The 16,787-nt window shown below is 35.7% G+C and carries 17 protein-coding genes; 9 read left to right on the plus strand and 8 right to left on the minus strand.

Going from position 1 to position 16,787, the window contains the following annotated elements:
* Positions 1-45: 45 nt before the first annotated feature.
* A complete protein-coding gene (locus tag ACXACQ_RS19015; RefSeq protein WP_474977571.1) occupies positions 46-195 on the minus strand; it encodes a hypothetical protein in 150 nt (49 codons plus the stop codon).
* A 121-nt stretch (positions 196-316) separates the two neighbouring features.
* Between ACXACQ_RS19015 and ACXACQ_RS19020 the strand changes: the two genes are divergently transcribed.
* Genes ACXACQ_RS19020 through ACXACQ_RS19040 form a run of 5 tightly spaced genes read left to right on the plus strand, consistent with a single transcriptional unit; the run spans position 317 to position 5,605 of the window.
* Complete coding sequence (locus ACXACQ_RS19020) at positions 317-556, plus strand: hypothetical protein (protein WP_474977572.1); 240 nt, start codon at positions 317-319, stop codon at positions 554-556.
* Entirely contained in the window at positions 553-1,278 is a 726-nt protein-coding gene (locus tag ACXACQ_RS19025) for a DUF3891 family protein (protein WP_474977573.1), read from the plus strand. The genes ACXACQ_RS19020 and ACXACQ_RS19025 overlap by 4 nt, the downstream gene beginning before the upstream one ends.
* Before the next feature lie 5 nt (positions 1,279-1,283).
* Entirely contained in the window at positions 1,284-2,273 is a 990-nt protein-coding gene (sbnA, locus tag ACXACQ_RS19030; RefSeq protein WP_474977574.1) for a 2,3-diaminopropionate biosynthesis protein SbnA, read from the plus strand.
* Positions 2,274-2,280: 7 nt separating this feature from the next.
* Positions 2,281-4,182 (plus strand): FAD/NAD(P)-binding protein, encoded by a 1,902-nt coding sequence (locus ACXACQ_RS19035; RefSeq protein WP_474977575.1) that lies wholly within the window; start codon positions 2,281-2,283, stop codon positions 4,180-4,182.
* 4 nt (positions 4,183-4,186) lie between these two features.
* Positions 4,187-5,605, plus strand: a complete 1,419-nt coding sequence (locus ACXACQ_RS19040; RefSeq protein ID WP_474977576.1) for a type III PLP-dependent enzyme domain-containing protein — start codon at positions 4,187-4,189, stop codon at positions 5,603-5,605.
* On the opposite strand, the gene ACXACQ_RS19045 is transcribed toward ACXACQ_RS19040, so the two are convergent.
* From ACXACQ_RS19045 to ACXACQ_RS19055, 3 genes are all read right to left on the minus strand, one after another.
* A complete protein-coding gene (locus ACXACQ_RS19045) occupies positions 5,602-6,060 on the minus strand; it encodes a hypothetical protein (protein ID WP_474977577.1) in 459 nt (152 codons plus the stop codon). The genes ACXACQ_RS19040 and ACXACQ_RS19045 overlap by 4 nt on opposite strands.
* A 243-nt stretch (positions 6,061-6,303) precedes the next feature.
* Positions 6,304-6,480, minus strand: coding sequence for a histone H1 (locus ACXACQ_RS19050; RefSeq protein ID WP_474977578.1), 177 nt, complete (start codon positions 6,478-6,480; stop codon positions 6,304-6,306).
* Positions 6,481-6,591: 111 nt separating this feature from the next.
* The gene (locus ACXACQ_RS19055) at positions 6,592-7,839 is read right to left on the minus strand and encodes an aminotransferase class I/II-fold pyridoxal phosphate-dependent enzyme (RefSeq protein WP_474977579.1); all 1,248 of its coding nucleotides are present in this window, start codon (positions 7,837-7,839) and stop codon (positions 6,592-6,594) included.
* A gap of 163 nt (positions 7,840-8,002) precedes the next feature.
* Between ACXACQ_RS19055 and accC the strand changes: the two genes are divergently transcribed.
* From accC to ACXACQ_RS19075, 4 genes are read left to right on the plus strand one after another with little or no spacing between them, the layout of a single operon-like run.
* Positions 8,003-9,499 (plus strand): acetyl-CoA carboxylase biotin carboxylase subunit, encoded by a 1,497-nt coding sequence (gene accC / locus ACXACQ_RS19060; protein WP_474977580.1) that lies wholly within the window; start codon positions 8,003-8,005, stop codon positions 9,497-9,499.
* A 9-nt stretch (positions 9,500-9,508) separates the two neighbouring features.
* On the plus strand, positions 9,509-10,810 hold the full coding sequence (locus ACXACQ_RS19065; protein ID WP_474977581.1) for a DUF1015 domain-containing protein: 1,302 nt from the start codon (positions 9,509-9,511) through the stop codon (positions 10,808-10,810).
* Positions 10,773-11,354 (plus strand): Maf family nucleotide pyrophosphatase, encoded by a 582-nt coding sequence (locus tag ACXACQ_RS19070; RefSeq protein ID WP_474977582.1) that lies wholly within the window; start codon positions 10,773-10,775, stop codon positions 11,352-11,354. The genes ACXACQ_RS19065 and ACXACQ_RS19070 overlap by 38 nt, the downstream gene beginning before the upstream one ends.
* On the plus strand, positions 11,351-12,286 hold the full coding sequence (locus ACXACQ_RS19075; protein ID WP_474977583.1) for a CPBP family intramembrane glutamic endopeptidase: 936 nt from the start codon (positions 11,351-11,353) through the stop codon (positions 12,284-12,286). The genes ACXACQ_RS19070 and ACXACQ_RS19075 overlap by 4 nt, the downstream gene beginning before the upstream one ends.
* A 22-nt stretch (positions 12,287-12,308) precedes the next feature.
* Here the strand turns inward: ACXACQ_RS19075 and ACXACQ_RS19080 are convergent, their stop codons facing one another.
* The 4 genes from ACXACQ_RS19080 to ACXACQ_RS19095 form a co-directional block, all read right to left on the minus strand.
* A complete protein-coding gene (locus ACXACQ_RS19080) occupies positions 12,309-13,142 on the minus strand; it encodes a glycosyltransferase family 2 protein (RefSeq protein WP_474977584.1) in 834 nt (277 codons plus the stop codon).
* The gene (locus ACXACQ_RS19085) at positions 13,139-13,918 is read right to left on the minus strand and encodes a glycosyltransferase family 2 protein (protein ID WP_474977585.1); all 780 of its coding nucleotides are present in this window, start codon (positions 13,916-13,918) and stop codon (positions 13,139-13,141) included. Before ACXACQ_RS19085 ends, ACXACQ_RS19080 begins: the two co-directional genes overlap by 4 nt.
* 153 nt (positions 13,919-14,071) lie before the next feature.
* Positions 14,072-15,412 (minus strand): efflux RND transporter periplasmic adaptor subunit, encoded by a 1,341-nt coding sequence (locus tag ACXACQ_RS19090; RefSeq protein WP_474977586.1) that lies wholly within the window; start codon positions 15,410-15,412, stop codon positions 14,072-14,074.
* A gap of 4 nt (positions 15,413-15,416) precedes the next feature.
* Positions 15,417-16,784, minus strand: coding sequence for a TolC family protein (locus ACXACQ_RS19095; protein ID WP_474977587.1), 1,368 nt, complete (start codon positions 16,782-16,784; stop codon positions 15,417-15,419).
* Positions 16,785-16,787 lie beyond the last annotated feature (3 nt).

Raw genomic sequence — 16,787 nt, forward strand, 5'->3', positions numbered from 1 at the left:
AGAAAATACCAAGTTGACTCACTTGGCCTTTATTAAATTACGTAATTAATAAGAAATAGATATATCTTTTGCCATTTTTCTTATTTCACCATACTTTCTACGCTTTCTGAGGAAATAAATCCCCACTTCAGCACCACACAAAATTTCAAAAACCATAAACCATTGATTATGAGCGAATAATAACTCATCAATCATTCCTTTTCTATTGGCAAACTCTTTGAATTATCGTTTTTGAAGACAACCTGAAAAACCGATGAAATTCAATTTTGAAAACTTATACAATTTGATAATTACCAACCAAAGCATGGTAATTACAATGGCCGCAATCTCTATTGGTGTTTTTATTCTAGGTTTAATCACTAGTAGAATTACTGAAATAAAAACTCCATTTAATAAGGCAGGAATTAAATATAGCCTCACTCCTATTAAAGATCAATATACATCCCAAAATAAACCGGCTAGCAAACTTATGGAATCAATCCGTGAACAAATAAAAAGTAATGGTTTCTCAAAAATCAACCAAGAAAATTATTCAATGTTAAATATTGAGTTATGATAGTAAACGCTAAAAATCAAACTTGGGAAATTATTTTTCAGAGAAACCATGCACTGCTTGCAGCACAAATTGCCAGCCATATAAAAGAAGAGTTTCGTCCACCCCACTGGATAGAAACACTAAGCGCTATTGCTGAACATGATGATAGCCAAACTGACTGGGGGGCAGATAGCAGAATTACTGAGAACGGAAAACCATTAGATTTTACAGCATTAGGTTGTGACATAAACCAAGCAGAACAAGTTGTTAAAAATGCTCACTACAAATCTCAATGGGTGAAACTTTTGGTTTCTATGCACACCACATCATTATATGAAGACATTGAAAATAAAAGTGATGAACTGAATGCATTTCTCCAACGCCAGAAAGGCATCCAGCAAAGCCTGATTCATAGATTTAACATATCGGATGAAGAAAGCACTTATTACTATAATTTTTTACGCTGGTGCGATGAATGCTCACTTATCCTTTGTCAGGATAGACTAAGCAATAGCCCCTTAACTATTGGAAGGCTAAGAGACCAAAAAGAAAACACTATAGAGCTTACCAGCAATTATAATGAAGTGATAGTAAAGCCGTGGTGTTTTGATCAAAAGGAATTTACGGTTTCATCAGAAGTCTACTCTACTACCCAATTGACATTCGATTCGGATCAGGAACTAAAAACTGCATTACAAAATTCAACCCCTGAAATACGAAGTTGGAAGTTTAAAAAATCATAACCCTTATGCAAAATATACCTCAAAATATACTTTCTACTATTGGTAATACGCCACTGGTTCAGTTGGCCAACCTTTTTCCAGAATACCAAGCCAATATTTATGCAAAATTAGAAGCGTTTAACCCAGGAGGAAGCATTAAAGACCGCACAGCCAATAGTATTCTTTCTGATGCCATAGAAAGAGGAAAAATAAATAAAGAAACCACTGTAATAGAATCTAGCTCAGGCAATATGGCCATTGGACTAGCCCAATGTTGCCTCAGGTATGGACTTAAATTAAAGGTTATTGTTGACCCTTTAATAAATATACAAACCGTAAAAATACTTAATGCTTATGGTGCTGAAGTTGTAAAAGTTTATGAACAAGAAAACGGTAGTTTTTTAAATGCTAGACTAGCAAAGGTAAAGCAACTACTAGAAACCACACCCAATGCATTTTGGCCCAATCAATATGCGAACCCTTCAAACCCCAACGCTCATTTTCGCACTATGCAAGAAATTTATGAGCAACTAGAAGGCAAAGTAGATTACATATTTGCCGCCACTAGCACCTGCGGTACTTTAATGGGATGCGCCAATTTTTTAAAAGCCAACAGTCCTCATACTAAAATCATAGCAGTAGACGCCAAAGGCAGTATGATTTTTAAAGACAAACCTTCTAAAAGATTAATCCCTGGTCATGGGGCAGGAAGGCCATCTCAACTTTTAGATGAAACATTGGTAGACCATGTGGTGCACATCAGTGATAAAGAATGTGTACAGGGATGCCACCAGCTACTTAATAGAGAAGCGATATTGGCAGGAGGATCTTCTGGCGCTGTGGTGGCTGCACTCCACAAAATGTTACCGAATATTCCTGCCAAATATAACTGCGCCATTATTTTATGCGATAGAGGCGAACGTTATTTGGAAACGATATATTCCGAAGCCTGGGTTAAAGATAAAATTGGAATAACAGAAGAATTCAGCAAACAATCTCCAGTACTTTTCCATTAATACCATTATGCTAACGGTCGAAAAATCAACTAATGAATCTAATAATATCAGTGAAGATGACCAGTTTATCGCCACTGAACCTACATCTTATATTGCCATAATTGGTGGAGGACCAAAAGGAATGTTTGGCTTAGAGAGGCTCGTTTCTGAATTACAAGTTCAAAAAACACACCACAGAATTGAAATTCATATATTTAACAGAACCTCGTTCTTTGGTAGCGGTGATGTGTACAGAACAGATCAGCCTGAATTCCTCAAAATGAATGTCCAAAATAAAGACATTGACATTTGGGGCAACGAAAGTTCGCTTTCTGTCATGGGAAATACCCCTTCGTATACAAAATGGCTTACTCAACAAAACATAGTAGATGATAACCTTAAGCCTACCGACTATTCTTCCAGAACTACCGTAGGTCAATATTTAGAAGATAGCTTTGCGTATATCTGCAACCATTTGCCAGACAAGGTGCACATTGCTACCTTTATTGGAGAAGCATTGGACCTAAAGAAAAACAATAGCGACAAGTATTACATACAGTTTCAAGGCGCAGAAAATGAACAAGAAGAGTGGCTTCCCTACCCTTATGAACAGATTTTATTAGCCACAGGACATCCCAAAAAGACTTTAACTCCACAAGAAAACGAATGGTATATTTACAACTGTAAACACACTCATATGGGTTTTGTGCCATTTGTCTATCCTGTAGAATCTACACTTGGTAGCATAATGCCCAAAACTACGGTAGGCATCAAAGGCATGGGTTTAACTTTTATAGATGCTACACTTGCCTTAACGGAAGGTCGCGGAGGAAAATTTCAATTACTCCACAATCGATTAAAATATATTCCTTCTGGACATGAGCCTTCAAAAATATATCCATTCTCTAGGTCTGGTCTACCAATGGTGGCACGTGGTGAGGAGCAACAATTAAAAGATAACGAACTTCATTTTTTTACTAAAGCAAAATTAGAAGCCTTAAAAGACAACAAGCCTCTAAATTTTGAAAATGATATTCTTCCGCTCCTAAAACAAGAAATGATATATGTATACTACAAAACATTGATGCACAATGTGGGATATACACATAAGCAAAAAAATAACAGTTTTGACTCATTTAAAGAAATAGTAAATGATTTCTTAGAAAAAAATAAGAGCATTCCACCTTTAGATATAGATGCTTATTTTAACCCGCTAAAAGACATTCAGTTTAACTCCTCAGAAGAATTAAATGAGTACATCATTCATTACATTCACCAAGCTAATAATGAAGCCCAATTAGGAGCTAAAAAAAGCCCCTTTGCAGCGCTTAGTCAAGTATGGAGGCTAGCTACCCCCATATTTGGTGAAGTCTTTAAATTCGGAGGATTAAGTCCGCTTTCTCACAAAAAGTTTATTAAAGAATATGCCGGCATGTTAAACAGATTGACCTATGGCCCACCGGTAGAAAACATGCAAAAAATACTGGCATTAGCCGAGGCAGGCATCGTAGATTTCAAAATAGGAGCCTGTAAAGAGATAAAGCTTAACAAAGAAAAAGCTCAGTTCTTAATTTCATCCCAATATAATGATCAACCATTCAATATAAATTATCTCATTGATGCCCGCATACCTAAAGTAGCTATAGATGATAGCAACAGGGGAATTTATCACAATTTACTCCAGCGAGGAGAAATTACAATGTTCACCAATGCATGTGAAGAATTACAAGAAGTTTATCAGCCTGGTTGTATGAATATTGATAAATACGGTTATATACTAGACAGTGATGGACAGGTTAACAAAGCCATTGCTGCCACAGGCACCCCTACTGAAGGCATAACTTTTGATAACGATGCCTTATCTCCCCATCGGAATAATTTTGTCACACAGTGGGCAAAAAATATTGCCAAAATATACTCTGAAGCATAACTCAATGAAAAACAACAATCCGCTTAAAGGTCAAGTCCCTAAATTAACTCCAATAAAACACCCATGGATAGATAAGTTTTTAAAAACACAAAACCTTGATTTATTATTCGAACAGTATGGCTCTCCAATAAATATACTTTGCAATACTCCATTTTTAGAGAATCATAAAGAATTTAATGAGGTTTTCTCTTCGCATGGCATAAAGGGAGAAGTGTTCTTTGCCAGAAAAGCGAACAAGTCGCAGTATTTCGTAAAAAGTGCACTAGAAAATGGTTTTGGTGTAGACACAGCCAGCTACCGCGAGCTACAGCAAAGTTTAAAATTCCCCCATAACACTGAAAAATTAGTGTTAACGGCCGCTATAAAGGATACACAACTTTTAAACCTAGCAATAGAAAATAATGTATTGATTATCATCGATAACTTGGATGAGCTTAATGCAACAAAAGCCATTGCACAAGAAAAAAATAAGGAAGCACAAATAGGGCTTAGAATTGGCGGTTTTACATACAAAAATCAAAAGCTATATACTCGTTTCGGTTTTGATATATCCGATGTGCAGGAAGTGATCAATCAAGAGATTATTAATCACAACAACTTAAAGCTACAAGGCTTTCACTTTCATCTAAATGGCTATAGCATTTCGCAAAGGGCTGCAGCATTAAAACAAACCCTCGACATCTGTAAAATTGTACAGCAACAGCAAATTAACATACAATTTATAGATATTGGTGGTGGCATTACCATCAATTACCTTGAAAGTGAAGCTGAGTGGAACAAATTTAAGAGTACGCTAAAAGAGTCACTTCAACAAGATACACCTGCCATTACACATCAAAAAAATGGATTAGGTTACTTCATTGAAAACGGTCAATTGAAAGGCCAGTTGCAAACCTACCCTTACTTCAATAAACAGCCCAGAAAAGTATTTATGGATGAATTATTGAAAAGTGAATTTGATGGTATAAGTCTCTCAGAAGCTCTCATAAAACAAAATATAAGCTTGCGTATTGAACCTGGAAGATCATTGTTAGACCAAGCAGGGATAACTTTAGCTCAAGTTATTTTCAGAAAATATGATAGCAATGGAGACTTGCTAATAGGTTTAAATATGAATGGAACACAATTATTTAGTGCTAGTGCCGATTTTTTACTTGACCCCATTGTTATATCAAGCTCAGGTCATGAAACAAAAAAAGCAACCACAGGCTATTTTGTTGGAGCCAGATGCCTTGAGTCTGATGTTATTTTAAAGAGAAAAATAAATTTAGATCAGATTCCTGAAATTGGAGATACTGTATGTTTCATAAATACTGCGGGGTACATGATGCATTTTTATGAAACGGAAGCTCATCTATTCGAGCTTTCGAAAAATCTGATTTACGAAGAAAATTCGAATAATATAAGTAATAGTGAAGCTTAATCAGCCACACTAATACTTTTCATTTCAGCATATTCAGATAAAGTTTTCTTTATCTGCTCGCATTTACGTGGGTTAGTTTTGTAAGTAATTACTTCTACCCCACTTTTCTTTTTGAAAACTATTCGGTAAGACCTAAAGGTAACTTCTTTGATATCCTTCCACTTAATACAAGTAGCAGGCTCTAGGGGTTTATCTTTAAATAAAATGGCTTCATCATCTACTACAACTTTAGGAGCATATTTAGACCTGCACGAAAGAAAAAGATAGCAATAGACCAGCAAACCAACTCCCAAAAAAATATCGAGCATTATTTGCAACCAATCATTGTTAGTAAACGTATATAAATGACGTAGGCCAAGGATTACAAATATAGAACCTACTAAAATAAAAGCACCTCTGTTCATATTATCTGAGAAGCCATAATTGCCCCTCAGCAGTATAACTCTATCCTTCATAAAAGATATCCCAATCTAATTTGGATGCAAAACTAATTGATATTTTATAATTAGCAATCTATTTCTGCTCATATATAAAAAATCAACAACTGGTGGAAACCTTACTTTTCTAAATTTGACCAAATCAACATGAATAGTTCTACTTTAAAGAGAATAATACAAAGCTAGATACATCAAACCCTTTAAAATGAAAAAGCCCCTGTAAATATTTACAGGGGCTTTTTTATATGATTTTAAGAATAATTAATCGTTATTCTTTTTTTCTTGTACCTCTACTCTGATATCTTGAGCTAAGTTTTTCAACTCTTGCATTCCTTTTCTCACTCTAGTACCAGCAGCGTTGTTTCCTTTATTATAGAATTTGTCAAAGTCTCCTTCTAAAGACAATACTAATTCCTTAAGCTCCTGAAATTTTTCCATACTTGATAAGTTTTTTAAGGTTATTTAAAATTTTCTACTATAAATTTTGAGCTGGCAATATACTCAAAATGTTTCTAATTCAATCAATAACAGCGTTTTTTTTACCTTTTTTTACTTAGTAATTGCTATTATTTCTTCTCTTTTATACACGCCATTGTCTAATTTATCCTTTACAGAAGCAAAAGCATTAATGGTTTCTTTCACATCTTCCATTGTATGCACCGCTGTAGGGATAAGTCTAATCATAATAATGTCTTTTGGTACAACAGGATAAATTACCATAGAACAGAAAATATTGTAATTTTCCCTTAAATCCATAGCCATATTTGCTCCTTCTCCTAATCCACCTTTAAACAAAACAGGTGTTACTGGCGATGAAGTAGTACCTATATCAAAACCATGCTCTTTTAATCCTGACTGCAATGCATTAACTACATTCCAAAGATTATTTTTAAGCTCAGGCTTTGTTCTTAATAATTCTAATCTTTTCAATGCTCCTATTACCAATGGCATTGGTAAAGACTTAGCAAAGATTTGAGATCTCAACGTGTATCTCAAATAAGTGATGATAGCAGCATCTCCACCTACAAATGCTCCAATACTAGCCATTGATTTAGCAAATGTAGAGAAGTATAAATCTATACCATCCTGACATCCTTGAGCTTCACCTGTTCCGGCACCTGTTTCACCCATAGTACCAAACCCGTGAGCATCGTCAACAAAAAGCCTAAAATCGAACTTCTTCTTCAGTTCAATTACCTCTTTTAATTTACCTTGGTTTCCAGACATACCGAAAACACCTTCAGTAATAACTAAGATACCACCACCGGTTTCATCAGTTATTTTCTTTGCTCTTTGTAATTGCTTCTCAAGGTTTTCAATATTGTTATGAGGGTAAACAAAACGTTTTCCCATATGAAGTCTTACACCATCAATAATACAAGCGTGAGACTCAGCATCATATACGATTACATCCTTACGGTCAACAACGGCATCAATAATTGATAACACACCTTGATAACCAAAATTTAAAAGCATTACGGACTCTTTCTTTATGAAATCAGCCAACTCTTCTTCCAACTTAATGTGGTTAACAGAGTTACCCGACATCATTCTTGCACCCATAGGGTAACCTAACCCCCATTCTTTAGCTGCATCGCCATCTACCTTTCTTACCTCAGGGTGGTTAGCTAATCCAAGATAGTTGTTTAAGCTCCAAGTTAAAACCTCTTTGCCATTAAACTTCATTCTTGGGGCTATTTCTCCCTCTAACTTAGGAAACATGAAATAATCCTTGGGAAGATGTGAGTGCTGACCCAGTGCTCCGTCTTCTACTTTTAATTTATCAAATAGATCCACTACTCTTATGTTTTAGTTCTAAAACGTTAATACTGTCAAAAAAACACACAAATCTAATACTATTACGCTTCTTAGCAAAAATGTACGTTTATTTTAATCTACTATGCCCTTAGAAAATATTAAATATTTAAGTAGCATTGTAATAGAACAATATCGCCTTCACATGTCAGAAATATCAAAAATACTAATTGCCAACAGAGGAGAGATTGCTCTCAGAATTATTCGCTCAGCCAAAGAGATGGGCATTAAAACGGTAGCCGTATATAGTGAGGCCGACAGGAACTCACTGCACGTTCGCTATGCAGATGAAGCCGTTTTAATAGGTCCACCAGCCTCAGCAAAATCATACCTTAATATAGAAAAAATAATTGAGGTATGTAAGGAATTAAACGTAGATGCACTACATCCGGGTTACGGATTCTTATCTGAAAATGCAGCATTTGCCAAAAGAGTAACTGATGAAGGTATAATATTCATAGGCCCTTCGCCCGAAGCTATTGATATTATGGGTAGTAAATTAGCAGCAAAAGCAGCTGTGGCAAAATTTGATGTACCTTTAGTACCTGGTACGGAAGAAGCCATATCCGATGTAGCTAAGGCCAAAGAAATCGCCAAAGAAATAGGTTATCCTATTTTAATAAAGGCGAGTGCTGGTGGTGGAGGAAAAGGTATGCGACTGGTAGAAAAAGACGAAGATTTTGAAGAGCAAATGGACCGTGCTGTTAGTGAAGCAAAATCTGCATTTGGTGATGGTGCTGTTTTTATTGAAAAATTTGTGAATTCACCCCGACATATTGAATTTCAAATATTAGGAGATCAACATGGCAATGTGGTTCACCTTTTTGAAAGAGAATGTTCTATTCAAAGAAGACATCAGAAGGTGATTGAAGAAGCTCCCTCATCATTACTAACACCTGAAGTGAGACAAGCGATGGGAGAAGCTGCTATTGCAGTAGCTAAATCTTGTAATTATTATGGTGCCGGCACGGTAGAATTTATTGTAGATGATCAATTGAATTTCTATTTCTTAGAAATGAATACTCGTTTGCAAGTGGAGCACCCAGTAACTGAAGAAATTACTGCCTTAGATTTAGTGAAAGAGCAAATTAATATCGCCTCTGGAAATAAACTACCATTTACTCAGGATGATTTGACGTATAAAGGTCATGCCATAGAGGTGCGCGTATATGCTGAGGACCCCAAGAATAATTTCTTACCAGATATAGGAACTTTAAACACTTACATCAGACCGCAGGGCCCGGGAATTAGGCTAGATGACGGCTTTGAAGAAGGTATGAGCATACCGGTATACTACGATCCGATGATTGCTAAGCTCACCGTTTATGCCTCTAACAGAGAAGAAGCCATAAAACGAATGCTCCGCGCCATAGATGAATATCAAATAACTGGCATAGAAACAACACTCGGCTTCTGTGGCTATGTTTTAAAACATGAGGCCTTCACCTCGGGTAACTTTGACACTAAATTTGTAGAAAAGCATTTTTCTCCTGAGGTATTGGATAGCAAAGCGAACGATGAGGAAGAAATAATAGCATCGGTTTTAGCCACTACAATAATTGCTAATCATAAAACAACAACACAGCCCGCAACCATTGCTACACAAAAAGTTAGCAAATGGAAAAAAAGAGCAAGAAATTAAACCAACTATATGGCAGAAATAAAACCATTAAGAGCTTGGAGGTATAGTACAGATCAGACCAGTAAAATAGAGAGCCTAACCTCGCCTCTTTTTGATGTTGTTTCACAAAAACAGCGTGATAAACTTTATCAAAATCCTTTAAACAGTATTCATTTATCTGTACCTGAGGGCAACAATCCTTCTGTAGATGCGGCCGCATTATTAGATAAATGGAAAAAGGAAAACACCATAAAACAAGATCCTGTTTATGGCATTTATGTTTATTACCAGCATTTCTCATTACCTGGCAGTAATCGTGCTTTCTGCAGAAAGGGATTCATTTGTAATATAAAAGCTTATGACTGGCCCGAAAAGGTAATCCTGAGGCACGAAAACACTATTCCTAAAGCGGTAAATGATAGAATTGATTTACTAGAAAAAACTCAGCTAAATGTAAGCCCTACGCATGGTCTGTACACAGACCCTACTTTTGAGCTAGAGAAGTACATGGATGAAAGTATGCAAAATCCGCTTTACGAAACCGAAGATTACCAAGGTGTAAGGGATGTACTTAGCGTTATTCAAGATGCAGAAATCATTCAACGCTTTTTAAGTGTTATCAAAGACAAGCAAATCATTTTAGCTGATGGTCATCATAGGTATGAAGGATCATTGGTATACCGTAAGCGAATGATGAAAAATAACCCGAATCATACCGGTGATGAAGGTTATAATTTTCATATGATGTACCTTACTAATACTGAAGCTGATGATTTGAAAGTACTTCCTACTCATCGTTTAATTAAAAGCTTAGATCAATTCGATGAAGACGAAATTTTGACTAAGCTGGAAGAAGACTTTATTATAAAGCCAATAGATGAACCTCACAATTTACACGAAATCATATCAGGTAAAACATGGGCCTTTGGTATAATAATGAAACACCATGCTTATAAGGTCATTTTAAAGGCAGAAAAAATTAACGATATCCCTTGGGATTTCCCTATGGAAATAAAAAGGCTTGATCTCACCATTATGCATTATTTTATCATTGAAAAAATTCTTGGTATTGTAGGCAAGGATCAACGCAGGTCAGAAAACATAGATTTTGACCGCAGTTCGGGAGAATGTTTGGCAAAAATCATTAGAAATGAAGCTCAAATGGCCATATTAACTAATGATATAAGTATGGACAATATTAAAAAGGTTTGTTACAGTGGTTTTACCATGCCCCAGAAATCGACCTATTTTTACCCAAAAGTAATTTGTGGATTTTTATTTAGCTCTATTAAAAATGAAGAATTTCAATCGCCCACTCATTCTTGCTTCTAACTCGCCCAGAAGAAAGCAATTATTAAAAGATTTAGGTTTTGAATACACCTCAAAAGTAAAACCTGTAGAAGAAGATTACCCTGAAAGCTTGCCTGTAATGGAAGTGGCAGAATATCTAGCCAATAAAAAAGCTCAGGCATATATAGATGACCTTGATGGCAAAGAAGTGCTTATTACCTCTGATACTGTTGTAATCTGCGATGGTTTTATATTAGGAAAACCTGTAGACAGACCGCATGCTATTGAAATGCTGCAACAGCTTTCTGGTAAAGACCATATTGTCACTTCTGGGCTGTGCGTTACTGATGGAAAATTAACACACTCATTAACAGATGTTACCACCCTTACATTTAAACAACTTACCGAAGGTGAAATAGAGTACTATATTGACAATTATAAGCCCTTTGACAAAGCTGGAGCTTATGGAATTCAGGAGTGGCTTGGTATGGTGGCTGTAACTAACATGGAAGGTTCATTTTATAATGTGGCGGGTTTCCCTGTCCACAAAGTATATGAAACATTGATGAATAACTTTGTGGATTGAAAAAAATAATTAAATATCTAAAGCTTCATTTGAGCGAAAATTACTCTTTCGCTTTTTACGGAAGTATTGCTCTCTTTTTATCTATATGCATCTCAATCAATTATTATCTTGACTTCGAAGATTCTATAATTGACAGTTACCATGGCAAGAGTATTAGAATATTATATTATTTCCTTTTCTTCGGTTTTGCTTATTATTCTGCTTGTTTTATAGTTGCCTATTTTAAAAACCTGTGGTCAATATTTAGCAATAAGGCATTCTGGATAAAATCATTGCTGGCCATAACCACATTGGCTTTAGACTCTGCATTTCATTATCACGAAACGATTATTAACTTGGTGCTTAACTACGAAAGTCAGTACTGGGCAAAAAAAGTAGCTAAAAATTTAATCAATGTATTTACCACTTTAATACCGCTTTGGCTATTTTATACATATTTTGATGACTATAAGAAATCATTCTACGGGGTTACCCTTAGAAAATTCGATTATAGAACTTATCTGGTAATGCTACTGATCATGATGCCGTTGATATTTACAGCATCATTTATAGATAATTTCATTAATTTCTACCCTATTTATAAACCCAACACGGCCTATATTGACTTAAACACTCCAAAATGGGTTCCTGCCATTATTTATGAATTTGCTTACGGCTGGAATTTCTTCACCATAGAATTAGTTTTCAGAGGTTTTTTAATCTTATCACTAGCTTCAATACTAGGTAGGAATGTGGTTATCCCCATGATAACGGTATACTGCTTTTATCATTTCGGAAAACCAGCAGGAGAAGCCATCAGTTCAATTTTTGGAGGTTTTATACTGGGAGTAATCGCTTATGAAACTGAAAGTATTTTTGGAGGAGTAATGATACATATAGGCGTAGCCTGGCTAATGGAGTTTTTCGCCTGGCTACAGAAATATGTTTATTGAGATGTTTTACATTCAGCGAAAATTAACTTTCCGCTGAATCTTTCTTTATTCCAAAAGGAGTTTGAACCACCTTGTTTGTGCGAGTATTCTTCCTTATCTGAAGATTAGCCTCTAATGACTCCTTCGTTTTATAACCTCTTGCGTGATCCAAATGTAAACAAATAGCTCTGTGTCTAATTTGCTTACCCTTAACTCCAAAGTTTTCTAACCTCTCTCCTATCTCTCTATCCGGTCCACCGTAACGCATTCTCTCATCATAACCATTAACGCTTAATAGATCCTCTTTCCATGCAGAACTATTACAATTGTTAAATGAAGCATTAGCAGGGGTTACAAAATCTAAAAACTTTGCCCAATTACCTTGAGCACCTAATTTTCTAAATTGAGATGTACCGGAAAAACCTTTTTCCTTTAACCAATCTATTTTAAAACAATCTTGAGAGTAGATATCCTCTTTAGTAATGGCCTTGCTTACATCCATGGACAGTTTACAATACCCCCCTGATAGAAACCTTCCTTTCTCTACATGCATTACATGAGTCTCTATAAAATCAGCCCTTGGTATACAATCACCGTCAGTGAATAAAATATATTCATTCTTGGCCTTTTGTATTGCCAAATTTAGAATAGTCTGCCTTCTATATCCTTGGTCTTCATGCCACAAGTGTACAATATCAAGAGAAGATTCAGTTTTGAACCTATCTATAATTGCTTTAGTATCTTCACCACTACCATCATCAGCAATAATAAGCTCAAAATCATTATAAGTTTGATTTTCATAGCCCCATAATACTTTTTCAAGCCATTCAGGCATATTATAAGTAGCCATTATCACTGACACCTTTACATTATTCATATTTTTCTTCTTCTATCTTGTCTATTTAACTCCCAAAGTCTTAAGTACTTCATAAAATTCAAGAACGCAGTCAAACTACTAAAAATAAACCCATAATACCCATCCAGAATCCCTAAACGGAAAAAATACTTCCGTACAAACTTATACCACGGATTCAAAATAACATGGACAACAAAATTTACCTTCTTGCCTTTTTTATATTTGGAATTGGCTGCAATAATAGCAAACTTTTTTACTTGCTCGTAATGCTCCTCCAAATTAGCGTATGCATAATGAAGTATATCCATTTTCATCAACTTCACAGCCGCTCCGTTTTCCATTATCACTTTGTCGTGAGGATTTGTTCCTCCCCATCGGCCTTTGGTTCTGTCCCAAAGCCTCAACTTCTTATCAGGATACCAACTTCTTTTCAGCCAAGTACCACAATAATTATTCAATCTTTTAAATATATAACCATCGTGATTCCAATCTAATTTCACTTGCTGAATAAACTGCCTCATTTCATCAGACAACCTTTCATCTGCATCTAATGCCAAAACATTATCGTGACTAGCCTGATCCAGAGCATAATTTTTTTGTTCTATATGCCCTGCAAATGGATGCTGAAGAAATCGTACGTTTAGGCTCTCACATATATGCTGAGTTTTATCATTACTAAAAGAGTCTACCACCACAATTTCATCCACCACATCAATCATCGACTCGATACACTGCTGTATATTTTTTTCTTCATTATAAGTGATGATAACACCTGATATTTTAACTTCCTTAGACAAATTATTTAGAGTTAGTAGTTTGCTTATAGGCAAAATTACAAAAGGATTCTATTTTTTCAGAATTGATACCTTTAATTCAGATATACACATAAAAAAAGCCAACTCGTTAGTTGGCTTTTTTTATGTGTATAAAGTAAAGTTAACACCTCGACCCTACTCCTCTTTTTCTTTTTCGGCAGTCTTAATTACATCTCCGTCATTTAAACGCTTAGATACAGCCATAAACGGACCTCGCACCACTTCTTCACCTTCTTTCACCCCTTCTAGTATTTCTATATTTTCATAATCGCTAATGCCTGTTTTCACTTCTCGAAGTACAGCTTTTCCTCCTTCACTAATAAAAATGACCTCTTTCATTTCTGCTTGAGAAGCTTCTTCTATTTCTTTTTCCTCGGCTTCATCCCATTCGTTATTAACTTTTAGATTTGGATTACGAGTGGTTACAGAAGAAAGCGGCACTGACAAAATATTAGTCTTTTTATTGGTGATAATTTCAACACTTGCGGTCATTCCTGGTCTAAAAGGAAAACGATTTCCTTCATTTACCAAATCTGCATATGAAGAATTCAAAATTCTAATCTTCACTTCAAACTCGGTAACAGCATCTGCCGAGGCCTTTTCATTGGCTGTATTAGCTATAGAAGTTACTATTCCTTTGAAATCTTTGTCTAAATGAGAATATGCATCTACATCTATTATTGCAGTATCTCCTAATGCCACTCTAATAATATCATTTTCATTAACATCAACACGAACTTCCATTTTATTAAGGTCAGCAATTCTCATAATCTCAGTACCCTGAAATTGTTGTGTCCCTAATACAGTCTCACCTTGTTCAACATCTAGTTTAGAGATAGTCCCACTCATAGGGGCAGTAACTGTAGTTCTGCTTAAGTTTTCTTGAGCCTGCGTCAAAGAAGCTTTGCTACTTTTCACAATATACCTTGCTGCGTCTAAAGATTTCTGAGCAGATTTCAGATCATTTTGTGCCACGGCATAATTTTGTTCTGCAAGCTGCCAATCAGACTCAGAAATTACTTTCTCTTCGTATAATTTTTTCTGTCTTTCATAGTCAAGTTTTTCTCTTTGAAAAGTGGCTTCGGCTCTGGCCAATGCAGCTTCACTTGATGCCAAGTTAGCACGCTGCTGATTTAATGATGCCTCAGACTGATCTACAGATGCCTTAAAATTATCTGGTCGAATTTTAGCCAATATTTGCCCCATAGCCACAGAATCACCTTCTTCTACATTCAGCTCTATTAACTCACCTGAAACTTCAGGGCTTAACTTAACTTCTACCACTGGCTGCACCATACCGGAGGCACTTACCTTTTCAGTAATGGAAACCTTTTTGGCTTTGGCTAGTTCTACTTCTATTTCATTGGGTTGACCAATCCATCCGGCAGATTTACCTACCACTAAAAACAATATCAACACCACAAAGCATCCTATTACCCAATACAACCATTTACTTGATTTTTTCTTCTTTGCCATTGGTTTAAAATTCGATTTGATTTCCTTGATAAAACTCTAATACTTGTTGCTTAAAAACATAGTCATACTTAGCCCTTAACAAATCTGACTTCGCACGGAAAAGATCATTTTCGCCTATTTGATAATCAGTAATATTAACAGCTCCTATATCGTAGCGTTGTTTTAATACTCTAAAAGACTCTTCTCTTGCTTCTACCTGTTTCTCTGCTGCCAAGTACGACTTAGCTGCAGCTACCACATCATTATAAGATTGTTCTATATTTTGCCAAAGTGTATACTCCGCTTCTGAATAAGTCACTTCAGCTCTACTTAAAGTGACTTTTGCTCGCTGCACCCCTAACCTGGCAGATAAGCCATTAAATATTGGAATATTTAATGTTGCGCCTACATACTTATTAAGGTTGTCATCTAGTTGATCAGAAAAAGGATAATCTTCACCTAGCTGAGTTAATGCCACATCAGAATACCGGGTAGTAAGGCCAGCGCCCAAAGTTAGCGTAGGATAATAATTACCTACACTTGATTTAACTGCATATTTGGAACTTTCTACATTAAAACCTGCCGCTCTAATAGAGGGCCAATTTTGCAATGCCACATTATATACCTCCATTACATTCATATCCATAACTGGCTGAATGGCCGCAGTATCTATTTCAGGAATAATAATATCTATTGAATTTGCAGGAGGCAATTGCAATACTTGCTTTAACTGAATAATGGCATTGTTATAGTCATTTTCAGCATTTACTACATTAGATTCGTTCGATGCTTTTTGAGCAAGGAGGTCTAATAAACTAGATTGTGCCAAGGCACCTACTTCTACTTGTTTTCTGGTATTAAGCACTTGTTGATCTGTGCTATTAAGTTGCTTCTTTGCATTTTCTAGCAACTCACGGGTAAACAACACATTAATGTAGTAACTGGCTACAGATAATGAGATATCTCTTTTTGTAGATTCTAATGTTTGCTCTGCCGACCTTACCCCGTACTTATTTTGAGTAATGGCGTACTGTAGCCTAAAACCATTAAATAAAGTATAAGAGGCACTTAATGATGCATTACCTGATTCTACTTTTTGGTTATCAACGAAAAAGTTAGTGGTAGGGTCAATAGACCTACCCCAGTTAAAGTTATAAGAAGCACTTGCATTTACCGTAGGAAGAATATTCATTTTAGCTTGTGTATAACTCAATTCTTGATTTTGAAGATCCAATAAAGTTCTCCTTATATTCAAGTTATGCTGCATAGCATAGTCAATACACTCAGAAAGTGACCATTCCTCTTCAGATGGCTCCGTGGCCATTGTAGATTCCTGAGCACGAGCTGTGTAGCTAAATAATATTAAAAATATTAGCAATTTTAGTGCTTTCATATT

It is taken from the genome of Fulvivirga sp. AWR4_260 (assembly GCF_056158185.1).

Excerpts from the sequence above, each read along its gene's own strand:
- ACXACQ_RS19015 (WP_474977571.1), bottom strand. The coding sequence starts at position 195 with ATGATTGATGAGTTATTATTCGCTCATAATCAATGGTTTATGGTTTTT.
- ACXACQ_RS19020 (WP_474977572.1), top strand. The coding sequence starts at position 317 with ATGGCCGCAATCTCTATTGGTGTTTTTATTCTAGGTTTAATCACTAGT.
- ACXACQ_RS19025 (WP_474977573.1), top strand. The coding sequence starts at position 553 with ATGATAGTAAACGCTAAAAATCAAACTTGGGAAATTATTTTTCAGAGA.
- sbnA (WP_474977574.1), top strand. The coding sequence starts at position 1,284 with ATGCAAAATATACCTCAAAATATACTTTCTACTATTGGTAATACGCCA.
- ACXACQ_RS19035 (WP_474977575.1), top strand. The coding sequence starts at position 2,281 with ATGCTAACGGTCGAAAAATCAACTAATGAATCTAATAATATCAGTGAA.
- ACXACQ_RS19040 (WP_474977576.1), top strand. The coding sequence starts at position 4,187 with ATGAAAAACAACAATCCGCTTAAAGGTCAAGTCCCTAAATTAACTCCA.
- ACXACQ_RS19045 (WP_474977577.1), bottom strand. The coding sequence starts at position 6,060 with ATGAAGGATAGAGTTATACTGCTGAGGGGCAATTATGGCTTCTCAGAT.
- ACXACQ_RS19050 (WP_474977578.1), bottom strand. The coding sequence starts at position 6,480 with ATGGAAAAATTTCAGGAGCTTAAGGAATTAGTATTGTCTTTAGAAGGA.
- accC (WP_474977580.1), top strand. The coding sequence starts at position 8,003 with ATGTCAGAAATATCAAAAATACTAATTGCCAACAGAGGAGAGATTGCT.
- ACXACQ_RS19065 (WP_474977581.1), top strand. The coding sequence starts at position 9,509 with ATGGCAGAAATAAAACCATTAAGAGCTTGGAGGTATAGTACAGATCAG.
- ACXACQ_RS19070 (WP_474977582.1), top strand. The coding sequence starts at position 10,773 with ATGAAGAATTTCAATCGCCCACTCATTCTTGCTTCTAACTCGCCCAGA.
- ACXACQ_RS19080 (WP_474977584.1), bottom strand. The coding sequence starts at position 13,142 with ATGAATAATGTAAAGGTGTCAGTGATAATGGCTACTTATAATATGCCT.
- ACXACQ_RS19090 (WP_474977586.1), bottom strand. The coding sequence starts at position 15,412 with ATGGCAAAGAAGAAAAAATCAAGTAAATGGTTGTATTGGGTAATAGGA.
- ACXACQ_RS19095 (WP_474977587.1), bottom strand. The coding sequence starts at position 16,784 with ATGAAAGCACTAAAATTGCTAATATTTTTAATATTATTTAGCTACACA.